14 protein-coding genes are annotated in these 22,058 nt (G+C 62.3%); 10 read left to right on the plus strand and 4 right to left on the minus strand.

Annotated elements, in window-relative coordinates; translation table 11 throughout:
* Positions 1 to 7: 7 nt before the first annotated feature.
* The 4 genes from A9K65_RS10615 to A9K65_RS10630 all read right to left on the minus strand — a co-directional run bounded on the left by A9K65_RS10615 (position 8) and on the right by A9K65_RS10630 (position 9,175).
* Positions 8 to 1,357 (minus strand): HlyD family type I secretion periplasmic adaptor subunit, encoded by a 1,350-nt coding sequence (locus A9K65_RS10615; protein WP_084016226.1) that lies wholly within the window; start codon positions 1,355 to 1,357, stop codon positions 8 to 10.
* Positions 1,354 to 3,123 (minus strand): type I secretion system permease/ATPase, encoded by a 1,770-nt coding sequence (locus A9K65_RS10620; protein ID WP_064995308.1) that lies wholly within the window; start codon positions 3,121 to 3,123, stop codon positions 1,354 to 1,356. Before A9K65_RS10620 ends, A9K65_RS10615 begins: the two co-directional genes overlap by 4 nt.
* A gap of 79 nt (positions 3,124 to 3,202) precedes the next feature.
* A complete protein-coding gene (locus tag A9K65_RS35630; protein WP_198327579.1) occupies positions 3,203 to 8,359 on the minus strand; it encodes a DUF5801 repeats-in-toxin domain-containing protein in 5,157 nt (1,718 codons plus the stop codon).
* 312 nt (positions 8,360 to 8,671) lie between these two features.
* Positions 8,672 to 9,175, minus strand: coding sequence for a response regulator transcription factor (locus A9K65_RS10630; protein WP_245322029.1), 504 nt, complete (start codon positions 9,173 to 9,175; stop codon positions 8,672 to 8,674).
* Positions 9,176 to 10,018: 843 nt separating this feature from the next.
* On the opposite strand from A9K65_RS10630, the gene A9K65_RS10635 reads away from it, so the two are divergent.
* From A9K65_RS10635 to A9K65_RS10680, 10 genes are all read left to right on the plus strand, one after another.
* Entirely contained in the window at positions 10,019 to 11,275 is a 1,257-nt protein-coding gene (locus A9K65_RS10635; RefSeq protein WP_064995311.1) for an aminomethyltransferase family protein, read from the plus strand.
* Positions 11,276 to 11,418: 143 nt separating this feature from the next.
* A complete protein-coding gene (locus A9K65_RS10640) occupies positions 11,419 to 12,312 on the plus strand; it encodes a methylenetetrahydrofolate reductase (protein ID WP_064995312.1) in 894 nt (297 codons plus the stop codon).
* Positions 12,309 to 13,175 (plus strand): formyltetrahydrofolate deformylase, encoded by an 867-nt coding sequence (gene purU / locus A9K65_RS10645; RefSeq protein ID WP_064995313.1) that lies wholly within the window; start codon positions 12,309 to 12,311, stop codon positions 13,173 to 13,175. Before A9K65_RS10640 ends, purU begins: the two co-directional genes overlap by 4 nt.
* 55 nt (positions 13,176 to 13,230) lie before the next feature.
* Positions 13,231 to 14,436, plus strand: a complete 1,206-nt coding sequence (locus A9K65_RS10650) for an aminotransferase class V-fold PLP-dependent enzyme (protein ID WP_027163728.1) — start codon at positions 13,231 to 13,233, stop codon at positions 14,434 to 14,436.
* A 13-nt stretch (positions 14,437 to 14,449) separates the two neighbouring features.
* Positions 14,450 to 15,409, plus strand: a complete 960-nt coding sequence (locus A9K65_RS10655; RefSeq protein WP_024505108.1) for a D-glycerate dehydrogenase — start codon at positions 14,450 to 14,452, stop codon at positions 15,407 to 15,409.
* 79 nt (positions 15,410 to 15,488) lie between these two features.
* Entirely contained in the window at positions 15,489 to 16,763 is a 1,275-nt protein-coding gene (glyA, locus tag A9K65_RS10660; RefSeq protein WP_064995476.1) for a serine hydroxymethyltransferase, read from the plus strand.
* A 318-nt stretch (positions 16,764 to 17,081) separates the two neighbouring features.
* On the plus strand, positions 17,082 to 18,269 hold the full coding sequence (locus A9K65_RS10665; RefSeq protein ID WP_063172972.1) for a porin: 1,188 nt from the start codon (positions 17,082 to 17,084) through the stop codon (positions 18,267 to 18,269).
* A 461-nt stretch (positions 18,270 to 18,730) separates the two neighbouring features.
* Complete coding sequence (locus A9K65_RS10670) at positions 18,731 to 19,522, plus strand: AraC family transcriptional regulator (RefSeq protein ID WP_013529886.1); 792 nt, start codon at positions 18,731 to 18,733, stop codon at positions 19,520 to 19,522.
* 238 nt (positions 19,523 to 19,760) lie between these two features.
* Positions 19,761 to 20,651, plus strand: a complete 891-nt coding sequence (locus A9K65_RS10675) for an aromatic ring-hydroxylating dioxygenase subunit alpha (protein ID WP_064995314.1) — start codon at positions 19,761 to 19,763, stop codon at positions 20,649 to 20,651.
* A gap of 378 nt (positions 20,652 to 21,029) precedes the next feature.
* Positions 21,030 to 22,049 carry a BMP family protein gene (locus A9K65_RS10680; RefSeq protein WP_064995315.1) on the plus strand — a complete coding sequence of 340 codons (1,020 nt, stop codon included), beginning with the start codon at positions 21,030 to 21,032 and terminating at the stop codon, positions 22,047 to 22,049.
* The last annotated feature ends 9 nt before the right edge of the window (positions 22,050 to 22,058 follow it).

Consider the following 22,058-nt stretch of genomic DNA (forward strand, 5'->3'; position numbering starts at 1 on the left):
CGTACGGCTATTTTTCCCGCATGGCCCGGCGGAAGTTCTGCGTGATCGGCTCGGCGAGATAAGAGAGAACGGTGCGAGCCCCCGTCCGGATCATCGTCTCGTTCGACATGCCGGGCAGCAGCTTGCGGCCCTCCAGCTTGCCGAGTTCGCTTTTGTCGATCACAACCGTCGCGGCGAAATACGGTGCGCCGCTGCGCTCCTCAACCATGCGGTCGGCCGACACGATCTCCACGACACCCTCGAGCGGCGGCAGGTTGTAGCGGGCGAAGGCCGGGAAGCTGACGCGCGCGGGCTGTCCGGGTGCGATCGTCTCGACATCCTCCGGTTTGACCATGGCTTCGACCACGAGTTGTTGTCCGAGCGGTACGATCGTCATCAATGTATCGCCGGGTTTCACGACACCGCCCGCGGTGTGGACCTTCAGATCCATGACGATGCCGTCAACCGGTGCGACGACATCGGTACGGGTAAGCACGTCCCTGGCGGCACGCTCCTCCTGTCTCAGGTCGAACAGTTCCGCCTCGACCTTGCTCAACTCATCGACGGACTCGTTGAGCCGCACGGTGTCGAGGTTCAGGATCTGCATGTCGATCTCGGCCATGGCGCTTCTGGCGCGGGCGATTGCGGCGATGTTGGTGGCGCGCTCGCCCTCGATCTCCTGCTGCTGTCGTCTGAGCAACAGGTTCCGCTCGCGGGTAGTCAGCCCCTTCTTGAGGAGACTCTCGAGGTCTTTGGTCTCACCCTCGATTGCCTCGATCTGTTTGTCCTTGGTGACGATAAGCTCTTCCAGTCCCTTTATCTCCTCCTCGGTCTGGTGGCGGCGCTGGCTGAGGATTTCCCGCTCGTCCGCCAGATTGTGGTGCTTCGCAGCGAGCACGTCACGCTGTGCGGCCACCGCGTCCCTTGCGGCGGTGGCGGGGTTGGCGAGCAACGCCGGATCGAACTCGATCTCGGCCCTGCCGTCACGCTCGGCCCTGAGACGCGCGGCCAGCGCCTCACGCGTTGCTATCCGGTTCTGGATCAGGTCGAGCTGCGCCTTTGCCTGCGTGTCGTCGAGCCGGACGAGGATCTTGCCGGCCTTGACGACATCACCGTTGGCTGCGTTCAACTCCGCGATGATGCCGCCCTCGAGGTGCTGGATCAGCTTGCGGTCGCCGGCGACCTTGATAACGCCCGGCGCCACAGCGGCGCTGTCCAACGGTGCCAGGGCCGCCCAACCTCCCGCGACGCCGAAGAACAGGAACATGATCGCGAACCCGGTGCAGGTCACGCCTGTGAGACGCAGCGGCATCGGTTGCAGCAGGGAGGGCGGCGGAAGGGGCAACGGCACGACGTTCAATTCCGGGGGGCGGCTCATGCTTCCTTGACCTCTTTGGTTTCCTTGACCACTTCGAGGGCAGGCAACTGGGTAGCCTTGGGCAGATGGGCCACCTTGCTGACGCGGCTGGCGAGTTCGTTGAAGACATGGTCGCGCGGCCCGAAGAGATCTTGCTGACCCCTGTTGAGGACCAGTATCTTGTCTACCTTCTCCAAGATGTTGGCGCGGTGCGCGATCAGGATAACGGTTGTGTTCGTCGCCTTGGCCACGCCGAGAGCGGCAATCAATGCCTCCTCGCCCTCCCTGTCGAGGTTGGAATTGGGTTCGTCGAGGATAAGCAGCGTGGGGTCGCCGTAAAGTGCCCGCGCCAGCCCGATGCGTTGGCGCTGCCCGCCCGACAGTATCGCACCCGCCTCGCCGATCTCGGTGCCGTAGGCCTTCGGCAGCCCCTTGATGAGTTCGTGGACGCCGGCCAACTGCGCTGCCTTGATCACGTGCTGGAAGACCGCCGGATTGACCGTCGCAAAGCGGGCGATGTTGTCGGATACGGTGCCGGCGAAGAGTTCGATGTCCTGCGGCAAATAGCCGACATAACGGCCACGGTCTTCCGCCGCCCATTGGGCAACATCCGTTCCGTCCAGCAAGGCACGCCCCCCCGACGGGCGCCAGGCACCGGCAAGTATGCGCGCCAGGCTCGTCTTGCCGGCCCCGCTCGGACCGATCAGGGCCATCGCTTCACCCGGCTCGAGACGGAAGCTGATGCCTTTCAGGATGTGCTCGCCACCCTGTCGGGCAAGCACAAGGTTGTCGGCCTCAAACCTGCCTTTCGGACGGGGCAGTGGCAGGACCGGTGTGGCTTCCCGGTGCTGTCCGGCGACCGCGGTGAGGCGTTTGTAAGCGGCACGCGCTCCCACCGTCGCCTTCCATGTGCCGATCGCTTGCTCGACCGGCGACAAGGCGCGACCCATCAGGATCGAGGCGGAGATCATGATGCCTGGCGAGGCCTCGTTGCGAAGAACCAGATAGGCGCCGAGGCCGAGTATGGCCATTTGCAGGGCCAGCCGGTGGCAACGCGCGATGGCCGCGATGACGCCGCCACGGTTGGCGGCAAGAACCTGTCCCTTGTTGGCCTCGTCCTGTTGGGCCTTCCAGCCTTCCAGCAATGGCTTCAACATGCCCATCGCCTGGACGACCTCGGCGTTGCGGATCGCCGCCTCGGCTTGCACATAGGCCCGCGACTGTGCGCTTGCGGCCTCGGTCAGCGGCTTGCGTGTGAGGTATTCGTTGAGCAGCGCCAAAGCAAACAGCACGATCCCGCCGCAAAGCGCCAACCAGCCCAGCCATGGGTGCATGAAGAATATGGCAACGAAGAACAACGGTGCCCAAGGCGCGTCGAGGATCGGGAAGATGCTGGGGCTGGTGAAGAAGTTGCGCACTTGATCCAGGTCGCGCAGCGGACGGGCGTTGGCTTGGCCTGGCGCCGAGGCGGCATATTCCACCGATGCGGTCAGGAGAACCGGTGCCAATCGCGCGTTCATCCACGATCCGACGGTAGCCAGCAGGCGCCCGCGCACCACCTCAAGCCCCGCCATTGCCGCGAGCGCCCCTGCCGCCATCAGCGACAGCATCACCAGCGTCTCCAGGCTGTGGCTGGACAACACGCGGTGGTAGACTTGGAGCATGTAGAGCGCTCCGGTCAGCATCAGCACGTTGATGCCGCCGCTGAACCAGACAAGCGGCCGGATGGCACGTCTGGCCTCTTTCATCACCACCTGCAGGGCAGGGGGCTGTTGTTTGGTTTTCATCGTTATTTCTCTGGTGTGCGGGATGACATCTCGTGCGGGAAGGTTGGGGGCAGCATTGGCTGCCCCCGCTGGTCAAGTGTCAGACGACGTCGACAAGTATGTGCTGGGGGACGGTCACATCCCCATCAGCGTCCGCCACCTGGAAGGCGAAGTCGAGATGTGCATCCGGCGTCGTGGTCTGGGTCGAGGTGAAGCCGATGTCCGTGATCTTCAGCACGTCATTGTCGGTCACGTCGAAGGCGTGGGTTCCCGTGCTGGCACCAGTCGTACCAGTACCGGTTGCTTTGTTCAGGTCGATTGCAGTACCGGTGAGCCCGTTGCCGGACTGCATGATCTGGGCGCCTTGGAGCACCCAGTTCTCACCGGTTGCGTTGTAGTCGTTCTTCTCGATGATGACGAGACCGTCGTTGTTATCGAGCGGGAAGTCCGCCGCGTATGCGGTGGGGACCTGCCCCGCCTTGAAGATGTTCGTGTTCGACACGTACATCGCCTTCGTGGTGAACGTGTCGGCGGCGGTGCCGCTGCCGCCGGCAATCCCGTCGGAACCGTAGTTGACGAGATTGAGGATCAGCATAAGATCTTCGCTGTTCCCGATACCGTCGAACTTGATGGCCATGTCGGTGGCAGACTGGTTCGGGACGTTGTTGACTCCGTCGTCGGTGACGATGCCGGGGCTGTGGTCGAAGAACCGCAGTGTAAGCAACTCACCCTTCTGGATCGTGTCACCGGCAACTCCGTTCGTGGCTTGGGTTGCAGAAATCCAATCCTCGAAGTTGCTACTGATCTGCTGGCCAGCGTCGAAAGCCGTGTCAAGATTGTTAGGCAATCCAGCCGGCGCGCCATCGCCTGTCGCATTGAAACCTAACGGGCTACCGTTGGGGTTCGAGTTGCCGGTGAACTGCACGAAGAAGTCCCGGTCGGTCGTTTCGGGTGTGCTGTCCGCCTCGAAGAGCTTCTCCACCACGATGTTCGGGTGACCGGTGTTGCTCAAGGGCTCCTTGAATAGAAGCTCACTGGTGTGCAGAATGTCCTTGGTGAAGCCCTCCACCGTGTCGCTCAAGGTGATGGTATAAGTGCCGGCATCCTTGTGGAAGACGAGAGTACCACCCACCGAGCCCGGCTGAATGCCAGCCGTGTTCGGGTCGCTGTCGTAGCTAGCGGTCCAGTTGAACGTCGCCGAGGTAGCGCTTTCCGACTGCAGCGTCGCGACCGAGCTAAGGAACGGGGTCGTGCCGGGTGCCGGCACAAGGCCGGTGAGATTGCCGTCAAGGGTGATCTGGATGCCGGCAAGGGCACCGTTGACATCGACGAAATCGCTAGCACCCGCCAAATATTCTGCGGCCGTATGCTTGTCCACCATGTCGTACCCGAAGGCTCCGATAGCCGACGCGTTGAGCGTGTTGGCCAGAGTCTCGTGGGTCCCGGTACCGTTGCCGGCGTTCTGGTCACCGTCGAACGGCACCGTGATCGTCGGATCGGTGTCGTCGAAGGTCAGAGACAACGGCCCCGAGCTGGAGCTTTGCTGCGATACGACGTCGTTGTCGCCGTCCGTCGCCGTCACCGTTGCCACCACGTTGATCAGACCGTTGAGGTCGAGCGTGTTGTCCTCGCCGACGCCTTGCGTGTTCGAGTGCTCAAGGGCAACCAACGACGTCAGCGTCACCGTCGTGCCAGACAGTGTCACCGTGAACGCCGTCGCGTCGAGCACGCTGTCGCCGTCGCTGTCGTACTGGCCCGAGACCTGGGTGGCCGAGTCGACCACCAGCGTGATCGCATGGTTGCCCTCCGTCGTCAGCAGCCCGGTCGCCGCCCCGCCGGCCAGGGCAAGTGCGTAGGTCACATTCGTGGTGACGCCGTCCACCGCGCTCGCGGTGAAGGCCGGCGGCGTGATCGTCGCCTGCCCGCCAACCCCGCTCGCCTCGATCACCCCGGCTGCGCCAACCACCGTCGCGGCCGTGATCGAAAGTGTCGGATCGGTGTCGTCGAAGGTCAGCGACAGCCCCGAACTGGTGCTTTGCTGCGACACGACGTCGTTGTCGCCGTCCGTCGCCGTCACCGTTGCCACCACGTTGATCAGACCGTTGAGGTCGAGGGTGTTGTCCTCGCCGACGCCTTGCGGCGCGTTCGAGTGCTCAAGGGCAACCAACGACGTCAGCGTCACCGTCGTGCCAGACAGTGTCACCGTGAACGCCGTCGCGTCGAGCACGCTGTCGCCGTCGCTGTCGTACTGGCCCGAGACCTGGGTGGCCGAGTCGACCACCAGCGTGATCGCATGGTTGCCCTCCGTCGTCAGCAGCCCGGTCGCCGCCCCGCCGGCCAGGGCAAGTGCGTAGGTCACATTCGTGGTGACGCCGTCGACCGCGCTCGCGGTGAAGGTCGGTGGCGTGATCGTCGCCTGGCTGTGCCCGCCAGCCCCGCTCGCCTCGATCACCTCGGCTGCGCCAACCACCGTCGCGGCCGTGATCGAAAGTGTCGGATCGGTGTCGTCGAAGGTCAGCGACAGCCCCGAGCTGGAGCTTTGCTGCGATACGACGTCGTTGTCGCCGTCCGTCGCCGTCACCGTTGCCACCACGTTGATCAGACCGTTGAGGTCGAGCGTGTTGTCCTCGCCGACGCCTTGCGTGTTCGAGTGCTCAAGGGCAACCAACGACGTCAGCGTCACCGTCGTGCCAGACAGTGTCACCGTGAACGCCGTCGCGTCGAGCACGCTGTCGCCGTCGCTGTCGTACTGGCCCGAGACCTGGGTGGCCGAGTCGACCACCAGCGTGATCGCATGGTTGCCCTCCGTCGTCAGCAGCCCGGTCGCCGCCCCGCCGGCCAGGGCAAGTGCGTAGGTCACATTCGTGGTGACGCCGTCGACCGCGCTCGCGGTGAAGGTCGGTGGCGTGATCGTCGCCTGGCTGTGCCCGCCAGCCCCGCTCGCCTCGATCACCTCGGCTGCGCCAACCACCGTCGCGGCCGTGATCGAAAGTGTCGGATCGGTGTCGTCGAAGGTCAGCGACAGCCCCGAGCTGGAGCTTTGCTGCGATACGACGTCGTTGTCGCCGTCCGTCGCCGTCACCGTTGCCACCACGTTGATCAGACCGTTGAGGTCGAGCGTGTTGTCCTCGCCGACGCCTTGCGTGTTCGAGTGCTCAAGGGCAACCAACGACGTCAGCGTCACCGTCGTGCCAGACAGTGTCACCGTGAACGCCGTCGCGTCGAGCACGCTGTCGCCGTCGCTGTCGTACTGGCCCGAGACCTGGGTGGCCGAGTCGACCACCAGCGTGATCGCATGGTTGCCCTCCGTCGTCAGCAGCCCGGTCGCCGCCCCGCCGGCCAGGGCAAGTGCGTAGGTCACATTCGTGGTGACGCCGTCGACCGCGCTCGCGGTGAAGGTCGGTGGCGTGATCGTCGCCTGGCTGTGCCCGCCAGCCCCGCTCGCCTCGACCACTTCGGCGGCACCAACCACCGGCGCGGCCGTGATCGAAAGTGTCGGATCGGTGTCGTCGAAGGTCAGCGACAGCCCCGAGCTGGAGCTTTGCTGCGATACGACGTCGTTGTCGCCGTCCGTCGCCGTCACCGTTGCCACCACGTTGATCAGACCGTTGAGGTCGAGCGTGTTGTCCTCGCCGACGCCTTGCGTGTTCGAGTGCTCAAGGGCAACCAACGACGTCAGCGTCACCGTCGTGCCAGACAGTGTCACCGTGAACGCCGTCGCGTCGAGCACGCTGTCGCCGTCGCTGTCGTACTGGCCCGAGACCTGGGTGGCCGAGTCGACCACCAGCGTGATCGCATGGTTGCCCTCCGTCGTCAGCAGCCCGGTCGCCGCCCCGCCGGCCAGGGCAAGTGCGTAGGTCACATTCGTGGTGACGCCGTCCACCGCGCTCGCGGTGAAGGTCGGTGGCGTGATCGTCGCCTGGCTGTGCCCGCCAGCCCCGCTCGCCTCGACCACTTCGGCGGCACCAACCACCGGCGCGGCCGTGATCGAAAGCGTCGGCCCGTCGTCGTCGAAGTTGATGAACGAGCCGACCTGTTCGGTGTAGGCGTTGGTGGTCGTTGTCGAGAAATGGAACTCGGTGATGTCGCACCCTTCGTTTGAATCGACACCCGTAACCAGCAACCGATCCATTTGGCTGCTAGTGGTGACGTTGACAGTGGTGATGTTATCGAGTCCGGTGATTGTGACGATGTTGGTCCCGAGCCCACTGATGGTGACATCAACGTTCCCCGCGACGTCATAGGTACCATTGGCGGTGATGGGGGATGCAACCCCCGACTGGCCGATCAGCGTGAGGCTGGTGATGGGCGCGGCGGTGGTCGGGCTGCCGTCATAGAAGTTCAAGCCTTGCTCGTTGCCCTGAACGTCGAGGGCGGTGATCTTGATGTCCACCCGCAAATTCGGATTGGAAGGCGTGATCTGGTTGATCGTGAACCCGGCATGCGTGATATTATCGATATGGCTGCCGTACTGGATTTGCGAGGCAGAACCTGCGGGCAGGTTGGCACCGGAGACGAAATCGACCTGCAGCGTTTCGGTCGGATTGATGCTCTGGTTGTTGACGCCGAAGCCTTGGGTACTCACGTTGGCGGTGGCATTGTTCGCCCCCAGGAACCCTGTCACCAGAAGCTGACTGGCGGCGCCGCCGGACGAATTGATCGCGTAGAAGTCATGATTGCCGGGTGCGGCGTTCTGGCCAGAGAAATTGGCCACGGTGGTCCCCGAGACCGAGGCGAACACATGATCTGTCAGATCGATGCGGTCGTCCGGGTCGGTCGCGACCGGATGAAGCAACGGCACATACTGGACCGTGTACAAGTCCGCATGGGTGGCGTCGGTGGTTATCAGCGCAAACGAGTAGGCGAGCGGCCCGGTCGCAGCGGGTGCGACGAGCGGGTTAGAGGTACCAATGACGCCGATCACGACGTTTGCATGAGTTGCGTCTTTGAACAGCCAGACATAATTGCCATCGACCGTCCGGATGCCGCTGTTCACGCCGACGGTGGTGGAAAACGGGGTTCCGGAGGCGTTCTGCGTGAGAACGACCGAGGTGATGGTTTCCCCTGCGCTCGCCGAGGCCACCACGAAGTTGGACTTGAAGGCGACCTCCGGCGAGGTCAGCCCGCCCGGGCCGTCGAGGCCAAGGAGATAACTCACGGTGGCGTTGTTGTGCGGCGGAACGGTCGGGTTAACATCGCTGTCCTGAAGGCCAGTGGTCTCGTCGATGATGATGTCTTGGGCTGTGATGTCGAGCATGGAGGTTCTCCCCTGTTTAAACGCATCAAGAAAAGGGGATTCACCCCCCCAGGTGCCGGATGCCCCTACCCAAGTGCATCCGCTGGCGCACAGAATTGCGGCCTTTGATCCTGCAATGTGCCGCCGGCGCAGAGGGCGCGTCCATTCCCGCTTCGATAGTATTGCGGTCAATGTCCGCACCTGATCGAAGGATATATATCCTTCGATCAGGTTGACCGGCGCTGCGGGAGGTCGCGCAGGCACGCGCCAGATGCCGTCAGACGGCTCTGCGGCCGTTGCCGTGCGTACAATGTCGGTGCGAGTGGAGAGTGTTCAGAGCAGGCCGGTTCGGCCCATTCCCGGACGCTCGGCGGCTTTGCCGTGCGTCATCCAGGCCAGTTCCGCCCGGCCGCCTAGGTGCAACTTCTCGTAGACGTGATGCAGGTGCATCTTCACCGTGCCTTCGGATAAATGCAGCCGCTGCGCGATGGTCTTGTTGCGCAGCCCGCGCGAGACGAGATCGGCGATTTCGGTCTCCCGCCCGGTCAGCCGGGACATTGGCTGCGGCTGCGAACCGGGCATCAGCAGCTGCTGGACGATCTTGTTGTCGATCCACTTCTTGCCCGCCGCCACCGCATTCACGCATTCGATGAGAAAGCGGTGGCTGATGCCGTCCAGAAACAGGCCATCGACGTCGAGCGTCTGTATTTCCCTGACATCGAGCCTGCCGGTTGGCTGTACGATGAAGATGATGCCGAGAGCGCTGTTGCCGGCCTTCAGCCGTGAGGAAAGACCTGATGTCTGCTGATCCGCGAGATCCACGCCTATGATGACCATATCAGGCTGATGGCGCTCCACATGAGCGAGAACGTCCACAGGGCGGCGACACTGGGCGACAACATCGTGTCCAGCCTTCTGCAACACCCATTCCAGACCGGCGAGATATACCCCCCGCGGGTCCGCGACAACCACTGTTGACATGCGAACACCGTCCGTAAAAAACGCAACGAACTTGGTTAAATACCCGTAAAATCAGGAAACCAGAGCCCACATCGATTGTCAAGGAATAGCTAATATACATATTGCTATAATCTACGGCGGACCGGCGGGCTCCCTCGCAGCGTAGCAGGCCGGCTGACGATTCTGCGGAGGCGATGCTGGACCTGGTTGAAATGCCAGCATTCGATCGCACGATGATCCGCGGAATCGAAGTCGAAATCGCCGGACGTCTCACCGCACTCCTGGGTGAGAAATTTGGTAGCGCCAGCGCGCTACCGCCTTTCCCCCCACGCGTCGAGCTGCCAATTCAGGCTTCGATGCTACGGCTGAACGGGCCGAGCTTGTGCGGTGAGACGGCGTTACCTGGTCGACCGCAAGCGAGCATTTGCCGGTGAAGGCTGACAGCGAAAGCAATCCGACGGCGGCTTCAAATATTCAGGTTGAACTGCGGGTATGCCGTCGGCAACCGGGGGCATTCCGAAAAACGCTGCGAAGTGAAAGTCTCACCCAAGATACGGATGAGGCAAGAGACATCTGACTGAGCGGGTTGCTGCTCGCAGGAAGCCGTCCCTGCGGTCTGCGCTTGGATGGTTTCGTTTCCATGGCGCGAGGTGCGCTGTTCTTCACCCGTTGTCGTCGAATGTCGCAGCAAAGTGCCTTGCGACTGGGAGGAGACCTGGAATGAACGACATCAAATTCACGTCCGGCCTGAGCGTGGTGGCAGATGCCCATGTCGCCTTTCGCGGCACGCCCTTCGTCGAACGGACGGCACCGCTGAACCAGAACGCACTCTGGATGCGCTGGGACAGGAACATGGTCGTCGATTGCTACTCCGATATGGTCGAGGAACTGGCGGCTATCCGCAACAGGGTGGCCATGGGCGACATGTCACCACTGTCGAAATATGTCATTGCCGGTCCGGATGCCGAGAGGATGATGGATGCGCTCATCCCGCGCGACATCAAGAAGCTGCAGGTCGGCCAGATCTACTATGCACCGTGGTGCGACGAGAACGGCCATGTCGTCGGCGACGGTCTGGTTTTCCGCATGGATGAAACCACCTTCCGCGTTTCCGCCGATCCCGGCCTTTCCTGGTGGAAGCAGCATGCCGAAGGCCTCGACGTCCGTGTCACCGACATATCCGATAGCTACGGCATCCTCACCTTGCAGGGACCGCGTTCCCGCGAAGTGCTGGAGGCTGTCACCCAGTCCGTGCAGGAATTGCCGTTCTCTCGCTTGGCCATCGTCACAATTGCCGGCAGACGGGTCGAGATCCTGCGCCAGGGTTTTACCGGCGAGCATGGCTATGAATTGTGGGTCAAGGCGGATGACGGCGCCGCCGTGTGGGACGCGGTCGAGGCGGCAGGCAAGCCTTTTGGCATCCTTCCTGCCGGCGCCTGGGCGCTCGACATAGCACGTCTCGAAGCCGGGCTGCTGATCGTTGGCTACGACTATACAAGTGCCGGCCCAGACCATGGCGGCGCCAGCATTCAGGCAGCTGGAAAGTATCGTGCGTCGCCCTTCGACCTCGGCCTGGGCCGGCTGGTCGACTTTCGCAAGGCCGATTTCATCGGCAAGGCGGCGCTGCAGCGCATGTCGAACACGGGTGACCATCGCCAGCTCGTCGGGCTCGACATCGACTGGTCGCAAGCCCTCGACGGCAAGGGGCTTGAGAGCAATGCGCCCGGAAATCTGCGGCGCGTGCAGTGGTATCCGCTGAAAGCCTTTCGCGGCGGGAAGGAAGTTGGGCACGCCAGCAGCGTCGCCTGGTCACCTTCGACCGGCAGGATGATCGGCTTCGGCCATCTGCGGCGTGAGGCCGCCGAGACCGGCACCGAGCTCACGCTGAAGTGGAACAAGGACGGCGTGGCGGCCGATGTCAGGGCGCATGTCGTGGGGCTGCCGTTCCTGTCGCTCAAACGCGCCGCCAACGGTTAGCGAAACGCTGTTTCAGAACTGAGAGTCCTGTCGTTGCATCCTCCCGTGACGACAAGCCGGGCAGCTGGTCTGCCCGGCTCCCATTGCCGCGGCCTACGGTGCCGCGAAATCGTGGAGCTGGTCGGGAGAGACCTGGAAAGATCATGAACGACATGCGCCAAGAGCTTATCCAGACGCGAGGTTCGGCTACATTTGCGTTCGACGCGGAGGTGTCGATCGAACTGGCACCGGCGCAGGCACGCACCTTTGCGCCACCAGCCGACTGCTTCCCGCTTGGCTCGCGCGTCTTTCTTACTCACCTTCCCGGCAAGCCCGAGGCTTTGCAAATCGAAGCAGCGCGCCGGATCAAGGAGTTGGGTTTTGTGCCGGTGCCACATCTGGGCGCGCGGAACTTCAATTCGGAGCAGGACTATGTCGATCTTGTCACCGCCCACAGTCGAAACGGGATAAGCGAAGCGCTCTTTCTTGGCGGCAATCCGGCTCTCTTTCCGGGGCCGTTGGGAGAGGCAACCCAGTTGCTCGCCCATCCCGTGGTCAAAGACAGTGCGATACGAACCGCCTTCGTCGCCGGCTATCCGGAAGGGCATCCAAGCATCGTCGAAGCCGTACTGACGGACGCATTGCGGCGCAAGCTCGACATCTGTGCCGAGCGGTCGCTGGAAGCCAGGGTCGTATCGCAATTCGCCTTCGATGGCGACACGATCGCCGCCTGGGCGAGCAGTCTGCATACGGCGCATCCCGGGCTGCCGGTTCATGTTGGTCTGGCCGGTGTGACCAGCCTTACCAAACTCATCCGGTTCGCCATGATGTGCGGTGTCGGCCCTTCGATCGCGGCGCTGCGGCGTTCCGCCAGCGGCCTCTTCAACATCGTGGCCGACCGGAACCCAGCCGAGATCTTACAAACCATGGCGGCAAGCTACCCGGCGCCGACCGCGCCACTACACCTCCATTTCTTCCCATTCGGCGGATGGGAAAAGACGCTTGCCTGGTTCGCCGATTATCGCGAGGCGTGCTGGCCGCGGGTCAACGAACGATGAATTGTGCAGCGCTTCGACTGTCGTTCATTCTGACGCTGTCCTGCGAAGACCAGGCCGGGATCGTAGCGGCAGTGACGACCGAACTCGCCAACCTTGGCACGAACATTGCTGAAAGCAGCCAGCATTGGGACAGGGCCTCGAACCGTTTCTTCATGCGCATTGCCTTTTCGGCGCCCGCCTGGGTGTCTGCCGATGCCATCACCAAGGGACTTGCGCCTGTGGTGGATCGCTTCGGCCTGAGCAGCCGCCTGCTTGAGCGGAGCCGTCGGCCGAAAATCGTCATCATGGTCTCGAAGTTTGACCATGCATTGCTTCACCTCATCTACCAGATCCGTGTTGGCTGGCTCGAAGCCGAGGTCGCAGCGATCATCTCCAACCACGAAGACAGCCGCGAAACTGCGGCATGGGCCGGCATTCCCTACCACGTCTTGCCCATCTCGAAGGAGAACAAGCAGGAACAGGAAGGCCGGATACTGGCGGTGATCGAGGACGTCGGCGCCGACCTCGTCGTCCTGGCTCGCTACATGCAAGTGTATTCCGACGACCTCGCGGGGCGCCTGTTCGGCAAGGTCATCAACATCCACCATTCGTTCCTGCCAAGCTTCAAGGGCGCGCGGCCGTATCACCAGGCTTTCGAGCACGGAGTGAAGCTGATCGGCGCCACGGCTCACTATGTGACCGCCCAACTCGACGAGGGGCCGATCATCGAGCAGGAAACCGAGCGGGTAACGCATTCCATGAGCGTCGAGGATTTTATCGCGACCGGCCGTGACATCGAAAGCCGCGTTCTGGCGCGTGCCATCAAACGGCACCTCGAAGCCCGCGTCATGATCAACGGACGAAAAACGGTTGTGTTCGCGTAAGGCGGCAACACCGACCCGTGTGTGGCGATGCTCATATCAACAGGAGAACCAGATCATGAAAAATGGAACGGCGCATCTCTTTATCCCGGGTCCGACCAACATTCCCGACGCTGTGCGGCGGGCCATGAACGTGCCGATGCAGGATATGCGCGCCCCGGATTTTCCGGAACTGGTCCTGCCTTTGTTTCACGACCTGAAGCGGATATTCAAGACCGAGACCGGCAGCGTCTTCATCTTTCCCGGCTCGGGCACCGGTGCCTGGGAAGCGGCGATCTCCAACACGCTCAATCGTGGCGACCGGGTGCTGATGTCGCGTTTCGGCCAGTTCTCGCACCTGTGGGTCGACATGGCCGAGCGCCTTGGACTTGAGGTCGATTGCATCGATGTCGAATGGGGTGAGGGGGTTCCGCTCGACGCCTATCGGCAACGGCTGGGCGACGACAAGGGCAGCAAGATCAAGGCGGTATTCGCCACCCACAACGAGACCGCGACCGGCGTGACGTCCGACGTCGCCGGCGTGCGTGCCGCGCTCGACGAAACGGCTCACGATGCGCTGCTGTTCGTCGACGGCGTCAGCTCGATCGGCTCGATCGATTTCCGAATGGACGAATGGGGCGTCGACCTCGCCATCACCGGTTCGCAGAAAGGGCTGATGCTGCCTGCCGGTCTCGGCATCCTGGCGGTGAGCGCCAAGGCTCTGGAAGCGCACAAGCAGTCGCGCATGGAGCGTTGCTATTTCAGCTTCGAGGATATGCAGGCTTCGTCCAAGACCGGCTTCTTCCCCTATACGCCGCCAACGCAGTTGCTGCTTGGCCTGAGAGCCAGCCTCGACCTTATCTTTGCCGAGGGACTGGAGCAGATTTTTGCCCGGCACCACCGGCTCGCCGAAGGTGTGCGCCGCGGCGTGCATGCGTGGGGACTAAAGCTCTGCGCCAACGAGGAAAAATGGTGGTCGGATACGGTTTCGGCGATCGTCGTCCCCGAGGACGTCGATGCCAGACAGGTCATCGCCAACGGATATTCCAGATATCGCACATCCTTCGGCGCGGGCCTCAGCAAGGTGGCTGGCCGCGTGTTCCGCATCGGCCATCTCGGCGACCTCAACGAGGTCATGTGCCTCGCCGCCCTGGCCTCGGCGGAAATGTCGTTACGCGACGCCGGAGCCCGAATCGAGGCCGGCTCCGGTGTTGCCGCTGCGCAGGAATGGTACCGCGCCGAGATCGGCCGGACCTTGCAGCCGCGGCATGAACGCGCGGCTTGAGAGGATCGTAGCCATGAGCAAACCGAAGGTAATCGTTACACGGCGCTGGCCGCATGAGGTCGAACAGCGCCTTGGCGACCATTTCGATGTCACGCTGAATGAAGCCGATCGGCCCTATGAGCAACAAGAGCTTCGCCAGGCCCTGCTGCTTGCCGATGCCGTGCTGCCGACCGTAACCGATCGGCTTGGCGCGGATCTCTTTGCAGGCGGAGTCAGGGCAAGAATACTTGGCAATTTCGGTGTCGGCTTCAACCACATCGACATTGCCGCCGCCAGCGCAGCAGGGCTGATCGTCACCAACACGCCCGCCGTGTTGACCGATGCCACCGCCGATCTCGCCATGACGCTGCTTTTGATGTGCGCGCGCCGTGCCGGAGAGGGCGAGCGCGAGCTGCGCTCCGGCAAATGGACCGGCTGGCGGCCGACGCATCTCTGCGGCACCCAGGTCAGCGGCAAGACCGTCGGCATCATCGGCATGGGAAGGATCGGCCAGGCCATGGCCAGGCGCTGTCACTTCGGCTTCGGCATGGAGGTCGTCTTCTTCGACAGCCAGCCGGTTCCCCACCCCGGCATGCCGGCGCGGCAGCTGGCGACTGTGGACGAGGTGCTGGCGGCCTCGGATTTCGTGTCGCTGCATTGTCCGGGCGGTGGCGAAAACACCCGCCTCATCAACGAACGTCGTCTTGCCCGCATGAAGAAATCAGCCTTCCTGATCAACACCGCGCGCGGCGATGTGGTGGATGAGGACGCACTGGTCCAGGCGCTGCGTGAGCGTCGGATTACTGGTGCCGGGCTCGACGTGTTCGAGACGGAGCCGTCTGTGCCGCGCGCCTTGACGGAGCGTGAAGATGTCGTGCTGCTGCCCCATCTGGGTAGCGCCACCAGCGAAACGCGCATCGCAATGGGCATGCGGGTGATCGATAATCTGTCGGCCTTCTTCGAAGGCCGCACCCCGCCTGACGCGGTGAACTAGCTCCCCGTTTCAATTCCAACACCAGGCAATGGCGACGCCGAAAACCGTGTCCGCCTTTTGCCGCCAGGAGACGAGCAGAATGACCGGCTTTTTCCAGAGGAACCTCAAGCTCCAGGATGCGGTGGTCGCCGATGCGATTGCACGCGAGATGGGCCGGCAGCGGTCCGAAATCGAGCTGATCGCATCCGAAAATATCGTTTCGCCGGCTGTGCTGGAGGCACAAGGCTCGGTGATGACCAACAAATATGCCGAGGGCTATCCGGGGCACCGCTACTACGGCGGCTGCCAATATGTCGATCTGGCCGAAGCGGCTGCCATCGACAGGGCCTGCCGGCTGTTTGGCGCGGCGCACGCCAATGTGCAGCCGCATTCCGGCGCCCAGGCCAACGGCGCGGTGATGCTCGCCATGCTGAAGCCGGGCGACACCTTCATGGGTCTGTCGCTCGCCGCCGGCGGGCATCTGACGCACGGTGCCCGGCCGACACTGTCGGGAAAATGGTTCAACGCCGTGCAATACGGCGTGCGCCAGAGCGACTGCCTTATCGACTTTGAGGAGCTGGAGGCCAAGGCGCGGGAAACACGGCCAAAGCTGATTATCGCGGGTGGATCGGCCTATCCGCGCATCATCGACTTCAAGCGCATCCGGGCGATCGCCGATGCCGTCGGCGCGCTGATGATGGTCGACATGGCGCATTTCGCCGGCCTGGTCGCCGGCGGCGTGCATCCCAACCCGGTCGAGGTCGCCGATATCGTCACCACCACGACGCACAAGACGCTGCGCGGCCCGCGCGGCGGCATGATCCTGACCAACAACCAGGACATCGCCAAGAAGCTGAATTCGGCGGTGTTCCCTGGCCTGCAGGGAGGCCCGCTGATGCATGTCATTGCTGCCAAGGCCGTTGCCCTGGGTGAAGCCTTGGAGGACGGGTTCAAGACCTATGCCCGGCAGATGGTGGCGAATGCCAGAAAGCTGGCCGCGACGCTTGGCGAGCGCGGATTCGACATTGTCTCCGGCGGAACCGATACGCATCTGCTGCTGGTCGACCTGCGCGGCAAAGGCCTGTCCGGCAAGGACGCGGAGGAGGCGTTGGGCAGGGCAGGGCTGACCTGCAACAAGAACGGCATTCCTTTCGATCCGGCGCCGCCTGCCGTCACCTCCGGTATACGGCTGGGCACACCGGCCGCCACCACGCGCGGTTTCGGCGAGGGCGAGTTTGCCCGTGTCGGCAATCTCATAGCCGACGTGCTGGATGCGGTCGGAACGCAATGGGGCGCCGAACAGGAGAAGGCGGCTCGGCGGTCGGTCGAGGAGCTTTGCGAGGCATTCCCGATCTACGAGCCCAGACCCGGTTGACCGTCCGGGAGCGCGCCACAGGCAGATACATGGCTGCCGCGGACAGGGCATTAGCCACAGATATGGTTTTGCGTAGCAGCGCCATTCGTGACGAGTTGCGCCTGTCCTAACGTCATCGCGAAATCACCGCATACATCCACCGCCAAGTTTGTCGTCCGAGCCATTTTGCAAGCAATTTCCGTCGATTGACGGAAGTGGCGCCTTCGGCTGCGGACGGCAGGAGGAGCTTGGATCCATGGGTGCGGCGTTTTCCGGGGAGCGGGTTGCCAGCCTCGAAAGATACCCTGGCTTTTTTTGATCTTTTGAATGGAGAGGAAAATGAACATCAAGAGCCTTCTTTTCGGCTCAGCTGCGGCTCTGATCGCAGTTTCCGGTGCGCGCGCCGCCGACGCCGTCGTTGTTGCCGAGCCGGAACCCGCTGAATACGTCAAGATCTGCGACGTCTACGGCGCTGGTTACTTCTACATCCCCGGCACCGAAACCTGCCTGCGCATCGGCGGCTATGTCCGCTACGACGTCGGCGTGGGTGATGCCGGTTCGTTCGATGGCGTCAATCACGTTCCTGACAGCATGGGCGAAGACGACCACTCGACCTACTGGAAGAATGCCCGCTTCAACCTGAAGACCTGGACCGGCCAGGAAACCGAACTCGGCACGTTGAAGACCTACACCGAGACCCGCTTCAACTTCGGCAACAGCTTCGGCGACTATGCCAACCAGGCCACGACCAACGACAGCCGCAACAACTGGCAGGCCCGCAACACGGGCATTACGCTGAACTTCGCCTGGATCCAGATCGGTGGTCTGCGCGTCGGTAAGGACGACCCGGCCTTCGACACCTTCATCGGTTACGCCGGCAACGTCATCAACGACACGATCGTCCCCTATGGCGGCTTCGACAGCAACGTCGTCCAGTACTACTTCGACCTCGGCAACGGTTTGTCGGGCGTGGTTTCCCTCGAAGAAGGTAGCGGCAGCGCTGGCCCGACCGGCGTCCCGCCTTTCGCGTACATCAGTTCGGGTTACGACACGATCGACAGCTATGTCCCGCATGTCGTCGGCGGCGTGAAGTACACGCAGGGCTGGGGCGCGATCACGGGCGTCGCTGCTTATGACAGCACCTTCGAAGAATATGCCGGCAAGGTTCGCTTGGACGTGAACGCTTCGAGCGCTCTGTCTCTGTTCTTGATGGCCGGCTACGGCACCGACAAGAACATCGACCGCAACTTCTATAAGCAGTGGGGCGGCAACTGGGCAGTCTGGGGAGGCGGCACCTACAAGTTCAACGAGAAGACCTCGTTCAATCTCCAGGTTTCCGCTGACGATGACAAGAATTACGGTGTCGCGGCAAACGTTGCCTACGATGTCGTCCCCGGCTTCACGGTCACGGCCGAAGTTGACTATAACCACGATGGCAAGTTTGGCCAGATTGACAACCGTAACTGGGTCGGCGCTACGAAAGAGAATAGTGTCGGCGGCCTCCTCCGCTTCCAGCGCGATTTCTAGCGGATTGTTGTAGCACTTCGCCGAAATATACGAATGCTCGCTGGGCAAGCGGGCCCAGTGAGCTCATCGGGTGGCTCCTCTCAAAATGCTTGAGTCCGTACCTCCAGGACCGAAGCGCGCCGCCGATGCGAAGGGCGCCTTTGACCAAGGCGCCCTTCATTTCGGCTATGTCCACCAGTGTGATCCCACCCGAGTGACGACGACTGGCCAGCGCGGCTCGACGTCGATCTCGACAAGCCGTTGACCAGCGAGCGTTCAAGGGCGGCCTCTCTGGAGATCGCCTGGCGGATCGCCTCGGCTAGCCTGGGCTGTGCGCGTGGAAGCATCGGTCTGCCGCCATGAGCAGGTTGATTGGCGGTATCTTGCGTCACGAGGCCATAGCTTCGACAATTGGAGACGCAGCCGGAACGCGGATCGACTTCATTTGCATGGCACCGGCAGTCTGACAGGGGGAAGCCGATATGCGCCTGCCACCGATCGACCTTAGCCGCGAGAACACCTTCGGCGAACTAACCTATGAGAATGGCGGCGACTACGGGCCGATCGGTGGCGACTATCTGGCCTTCATGCTTGTCCACGTCGGATCCCTGACGCTTGAGGCGGATGACAGCGTCCTGCAACTGGAGGCAGGACAATGTGCTCTGTCGCTCACGCGTGATCGCTACATGACGTCGGTGGCGCCGGAAACGCTGACCCATGTCAGCTGGTGCGATGGCCGGCCGCAGAACGCGGCGTGGCTGTACAAGGAGCGCGAGAAGTTCGCGCCGTTCATCGTCGCCTCGCCGATGGTCCACACCCTCATGCAGTTGGGTGTTGATCTTGGCCTCGGCGAGCGTGGCGGCCGCAGTGGTGTTCGCGAGTCGCTGACCAACGCCTTGCTCCACGCCTTCATCTACGAGGCCGAGGTGATCGAGGCGGAGCGGCCGATCCCGCAGACGATCCTGCAGGCACGCCGTTTCCTCGAAGAGAACTTTGCCGCCGATCTGTCGATCGAGCGGGTGGCGCAGCAGGTGCGCGTCAGCCCGCAATATCTGGTCTCGGCGTTCAAGAAACATCTCGGCATGACGCCGGCCAAATATCTGTGGCGTTGCCGCCTCGATTACGGCACGCATCTGCTGCAGCGGACAGGACTGTCGATCAGCGAGATCGCCTACCAGGTCGGCTACAAGAACCCCTATCATTTCTCGCGGCAGGTCAAGCTGGCGTTCGACTGTTCACCGACCGAACTCCGAGAGCAGAAGCGCAACGCCTGATGGTTGCCCACGTGCCTCCGGATGACGAGGCAAGCATTGCCTCCAGAACCGGGCGGGTGAACTGGCGATATGCTTTCCTCAAGAGCGGACATGGCGGTTTTCCAGGCACAGATGAATTGTCGGGCAATCAGGGTTGATCCGGCGTCAGGCAACGGACCGATGTCTTGCAACCTGGTTGCCGGTCGCGCCTTGGCCAGATCCGTTCACCGACAACAGACATTCCAGGCTGGACAGCACCATGAGCAATTTCTCTCATCTCGATCCCGTTGCGCTCAACGACTGGCATGTCGTCGCCTGTGTCGAGGACTTGCCGATCGATCGGGCGGTGAGGACGGTCCTGCTCGGTGAGCCGATTGCCGTTGGCCGGCGCGAGGGCAAGGCCGCCGTCTGGCAAGGCCACGCTACCGTCGAAGCTGCCCAAACAGAGCTACCTGTCATCGAGCGGTTCGGCTATGTCTGGACGACGCTCGGCACGCCGGAGCGCGACCTGTTCGAGATTCCGGAATTTTCCGAAGCCGATCGCCGCCACATCATCCAGGGCGTCGTAAGGGTAAACGTATCGGCGCCCAGGGCCGTCGAGAACTTTCTCGACATGGGGCATTTCCCATTCGTCCACACCGGCATTCTCGGCGAGGAGCCGCACACCGAGGTCAAGCCTTACAAAGTGCAGGTTTCGGCCGAGCCACCCGAAATAATGGTCACCGATTGCGAGTTCTACCAGCCGCAGGCGAATGCGGATTCGACGACAGGGGCCGATACGGAATACATCTACCGGGTGCCGCACCCGTTCTGCGCCGTCCTTTACAAGACGGGGTCTCGGCAACGCGACCGACGCGACGTCATCGCGCTGTTCGGACAGCCGGTCGAAGAGGACTGGGTGCTCGTCCATATCGTCATCTGCTTGCTGGATGAGATCCGCGACCTCGCGACGCTGAGGCGATTTCATCAGACCATCCTGGGTCAGGACAAGCCGATCCTGGAGAATCAGGTTCCGAAGAGGCTGCCGCTGGATCCCCGTTCCGAGGTGCCGATCCGCGCCGACGCCGCGTCGGCCGCCTACCGCCGCTGGCTGCGCGAAAGGGGCCTGCGTTATGGCGTCGTGGCCGGCAACGGTATCGGCGCACACTAGAGCCGGATGAATTCAGGTCGAATCGACCTGAAATCGGAATCCGCCTCTAGATCAAAGAGATAGAGCATGATGTCTGGACAAACGGTTTCCGTTTGTCCGTGAAAACCGCTTCACACTTTTCGGCACTATGCTCTAGTCATGGGCGCATTTTCGGACATGATTAATTGTGGATATGCGCGAAAGAAATCGCAGCCATTGTTAGCCGACCTTCGCCGTGGAAGTTCGGACCTAAGCCGGAAGACCGGCTGCCAACAACGCCATGGGGACGTTGTCCAGGCGATCGCCGCCTCCAAGTAGGCAACCGGAAAAGACAAGAACATCCGGATGACGACAGGGCGGCATTGGACAGTTCTCGGACTGGAATGAGAGGATCAAGCGATGACGAATACCATTACGCGACGCACGGCAATCCTGGGCACGGCGGGCGCCCTGCTTCTGTCGGGGCTTGTACGCTCATTCGCGGATGTCCCAAAGACGCTGAAACTGGCTGTTATCCTGCAGGACCTGCCTGACGTCGGCTGGGACCGGACGCTGCTCGGCGCGCTTGAGCAACTGAAACAGGAAAGGCCCGAGGGGCTGGAGATTGCATGGGAACATACCGATCCGCTGTACGGAGACGATGCTGAGAACGCCATGCGTTTCTACGCAGAGAGTGGTGAATACGACATCATCTGGGGCCATGGCACCTATTCGGACCAGGTCCAGAAGCTGAGCGTCGAGTTCCCCGACCTGATGTTTGTTGTCACCGGCTCCGGCAATCACCCAGCCGGGCCAAATCAATACTGGATCTACAAGCGGCTGCATGAGCCTTCCTATCTGCTTGGGATGCTGGCTGGCCATACCACCAAGACAGGCATGGTCGGCATCGTCGGCACCTTTCCAGCCAATGACGTCAACGACCAGATCAATGCGTTCTTCGAGGGTGCAAAGTCGATCAGGCCGGACATCCAGCATCGGCTTTCGTTCATCGGCTCGTGGTCCGACAATGCGCTGGCGGCTGAGCATGCCAATGTGCAGATCGCGGCCGGCGCCGACGTCGTTTTCATGCTGACCGACAATTTCAAGCCCTGCCAGGAGCACAAGATCATGTGCTTCGCCAACATCAACGACCAGAGCAAGGTCGCGCCCGACGCCATTGCGTCCAGCGCCATCATCAGCTGGAAGCCCGATCTCAACTGGATCATCGGCGAATGGCTGAAACACAAGGCCGGTGCGCAATTCAATGGCAACGCCGAACCGAAATGGTTTTCGATGGCCGAAGGCGGCACCGACATCGCACCCTATCATGATTTCGACGGCAAGATCCCGCAGGCGGTGAAGGGCGAAATATCTGCCAAGCGGCAGGAGATTCTTTCCGGCAAGTTTGTCGTTCCGCTCAACACCGCCGAGGTGAAGTAAGACACATCA

Origin of the sequence: Mesorhizobium sp. WSM1497 (assembly GCF_001672455.2) — a bacterium.
GTDB classification, from domain to species: Bacteria; Pseudomonadota; Alphaproteobacteria; order Rhizobiales; family Rhizobiaceae; genus Mesorhizobium; species Mesorhizobium ciceri.